Genomic DNA, 3684 nt, shown 5'->3' with positions numbered 1-3684 from the left:
TTAAAATTTATCCGCGCTCGCAGAGCGAAATTTCAAACTCGCAAGCTCAAGAAGCGCAGGCTTTAGATTTAAAAGACGCTGTGAGCAAAAACCGCGAGAGCAAAAATTTTAAAATTCCCGCAGTTTTTGACATCGCGTTTCTTACGATGAGTCCTGCGCTAAAAAGCACGGAGGATTTTGAGGCGTTTTTAGCTTTGGGCGAGCGAAAAATTTATCTAAACTGGGCGAGCGAGCGCAATTCGTCTATGCTGGCGCCGCTGTTTGAGCGCTTCGGCATAGGAGCTAAAAGACTTGCTACCGCCGCCGAAAAGTTTGAGGCGCTGCTCGGGGCGCGCGACATCAAATTTAAAAGCGAAATTTTAACCGAGAGGCGCGAGCAAAAACGCAGCCTGCAAGAAGCGGTGCAAAACGCCGCGTGGCACCTACATATGGACGGCGCGGAGGCTAGCGAGCGCGAGATCGAGGAGATTTTGAAAAAGCGGGCTAAAGGCGGGATGATAAGCGATGAGATCGAAGCGAGCTTTAAGTTGTTTTATATTTAGCCTGGCGCCCGTTTTGGGGCTTTGCGGCAATCTTTTCTCGCCGCTTGAGATGCCTAAATACGACCCGCAAAAGGCGCGGCTGGGCGCAAAAATTTTTACTGACGTAAGATTTAGCCGCAAAGGCCGCTCCTGCGAAAGCTGCCACAACTTCTATCTAAACGACTCGGGCGCTTCGGTGCGCGACGGGCGGGTGCCTACGCTCATCAATTCCTATTATTTCGATCGGTATCTGGGCGATTATAATTTCGAGGGTTTTGAGGCGCGGATCGCGGCGTCGGTTTTTGGCGAGAACGAACTGGATGCGAGTGAAGATAGAATTTTAGAGCTTATTAGGAAGAATTTAGCCTACAAGCAGGCTTTTGAAAGTGCTTACGGTGAGGCGAATACGGCGAACTTCATTGATGCGCTGAAGGAATTTTTAAAATCCAAAACGGCGATAAATTCCAAATTTGACCGATTTTTGCGCGGCGAGGTTAAGCTAAATGATACCGAATATAACGGATATGTGCTTTTTGTGCGGCTATGCTCGGCATGTCACAACGGCGTTAGCCTAGGCACCGGCAGCTTTACTAAAATTCGCCCAAGCGCGGAAGAGGAGGATGCGCCTAAGCATAGGCTCACTTCCGATGGATTTGAGCTGCGCCGCGTGCCTAGCTTGCGCAATATCACGCAAACCGCGCCTTACGTAAACGGGCAGACGGATTTGCGTCTTGCGGTGCGGCAGATCGCAAAGGATCTGCTAAAATACGATCTTAGCGATGGGGAGCTTGATGCTTTGATGAGCTTTTTAGCTACACTTAAGGGCGAGATGACGGAGGCGCAGGATGAAAGATAAGATAATGTGGGCTTTGATGGTGGGGATTATGATATTAGGCATAATCATCGCCGGGAATTATTTCTCGTCGCTAAGAGATGTAGCGAGATTTAGCACGATTTCGCGCGAGCTAGCTTTGATCGATAACGCCGATAACCGCTTAAATATATTATTTGATGCAAAGATCGCAAGAAGGGACTTTTCGATTGCAAATGCCGATATGCGCGGCATCTATCAGGTGCTGCAAGCTCTGCAAAAAGACAAAATCATCGATAAAATCGGACTTAGCAGCGATGTGCGCGCGATCGGAAGCGCTTTTAGCGATAAAATTTCACTTTTGGACGAGCTTGGGGCTTTAAATTCGCAGAATTTAATCCTTTTTCAAAGTCTGCAGCAAAAATTTTTATCCAGTGGCGCAAATGCGCAAAGAGCAAATCTCTACTCTCAAATTTTAGGGCTTAACTATAAAAATCGCTCCGAGATCTCTGCTTTAAAAAGTGCGCTAGAAAGCGCAGATGCGTCAAGCCCCGACGAAGCTGCGTTTATAGGAATCGCACGGCAAATTTTAAGGAATTTCGAGCGGCAAAATATCATTGTAAGCGATAATCTCTCGTTGCTCAACGAGCGCTTCGCAAGCCTGCGCGAGCGATTTTCTTACGCTAGCGAGGAATTTTACGGCTCGTTTATGCAAATGACGATGCTTTACACGGCGGTGTTTTTGTCGTTTTTACTGCTTACTTACATCATAAATTCCGATGCTTTGCGTAGTAAACGCGCCCTCGCGCCCTATCACGCACTATGCGAACAAGCAGGCGAAGCGATAGTTTTAGCAGATCAAAACTTTAAAATTTTATACGCTAATAAAAGCGTGCTTAACTTAAGCGGCTACGAACAAAGCGAGCTGGAAGGAAGCGATCTTGGAGTTTTGATGCCCAAAGATAAAGGGATCGAACTTCCTGCGATGGTAAATAAAAGCGCCAAAGATACGCGCCTGCTTCGTAAAAACGGCGAACTAGCCGATGTGAGCCTAAGACTAGCAAATATCGCCACCGCATCCAAGCCGCCGCTATATGCGCTTTACGCTCATGATATCGGCGAGCGCGAGATTATGAAACTAGCTCTTGCGAGCGCAAAGGAGAGCTTAAACAATCAAGTCTATATCGATCATCTTACGGGCCAGGGCAACGAAGCAGCGCTATACGAGCTAATAAACGCCGAAAAAACGGGCGTAGCGATCTACATCACTATCGTAAATTTTGCAAATTTACGGCTTTTTTACAAGGCGGAGACGACGAATGAAATTCTTCGCTCATTTGCGCGTACGCTTGCGATGTGTATCGAATCGCACGGGATCAAAGCCAGTATCTTTCGCATCCAATCGGATGAGTTTTGCCTATTTTACGAGGGACTAAATGTCGCGCGCGACGTGGAGATCATAAATAAATACTTCACCGACAAGGTTTTTAATCTCCATACGACCGAGGGCTTTGCCTCCGCGCCTTTAAATATCACGATGGGCGTGAGCGAGCGTGCAGATGTAGCGGGCGGCGCAAATAGGGTCTTTCAGGCGGTTATGGCGATGTATGAGGCGCAGAGCAAAAACGAGCACGTGGGCTTTTATTCGCGCCCAAATGCGATTGAGGAAAAATATCTTCAAAACCAGATTATGATCAACACGATTCAAAATGCGATCAAGAAAAATCAAGTCTTTGTGCTTGTTCAGCCCATATTTGATATCACCCACCGCGATCCTAGTGGTAACACCTACGGCACCGAGGGCGGTGATTATGTCCCGTTAGTATATGAAATTCTAATCCGCCTAATCGATCGTTCGGGCAAGACGCGCTGCCCGGGTGAGTTTATCGATATCGCAAAGCAAACCTCGCTCTACATCCCGCTAACTCAGGTCGTAATAAACGAAGCCTTTCGCTTGCTAGACCGCTTCGCAGGGACTTGCTTTAGCATAAATCTTTCATATTTTGACATCGCAAACGAAGGTATCAAGGAGCTTTTAGAGCGCAAGCTCGCATTCAGCCCAAATGCTTCAAATCTATTCATTGAAATTTTAGAAAGCGAGGAATTTGACGATTACGAAAGCCTACGCAGCTTCATCGCCGTAGCCAAAAACTATGGCTGCAAGGTCGCGATAGACGATTTTGGCAGCGGATACTCCAACTACTATAGAATTTTAACGCTCGATGTGGATTACATAAAGATCGACGGAGCGCTCATCAAAAACATCGCAAACGACAAAAACTCGCGCGCCATCGTCGAAACGATCGCGGGCTTTGCGAAAAAGCAGGGCTACGAGCTCATCGCCGAATACGT

General features: G+C 47.4%; 3 protein-coding genes. All 3 read left to right on the top strand.

Annotated features, from left to right (window positions below):
* Positions 1-542, top strand: a 542-nt coding sequence (locus tag Q0236_RS08035) for a hypothetical protein (protein WP_297916736.1), incomplete at its 5' end; no start/stop codon positions are given.
* Positions 505-1377: a cytochrome c peroxidase gene (locus tag Q0236_RS08030; RefSeq protein ID WP_297916734.1), complete on the top strand. Its 873-nt coding sequence runs from the start codon at positions 505-507 to the stop codon at positions 1375-1377. The genes Q0236_RS08035 and Q0236_RS08030, both read left to right, overlap by 38 nt.
* Positions 1367-3684: GGDEF domain-containing phosphodiesterase (locus Q0236_RS08025; protein ID WP_297916732.1), on the top strand; the 2318-nt coding region annotated here is incomplete at its 3' end. The genes Q0236_RS08030 and Q0236_RS08025, both read left to right, overlap by 11 nt.

This window comes from uncultured Campylobacter sp. (genome assembly GCF_938031315.1).
Lineage (GTDB): Bacteria > Campylobacterota > Campylobacteria > Campylobacterales > Campylobacteraceae > Campylobacter_B.
This window is presented reverse-complemented; position numbering and strand designations above follow the sequence as displayed.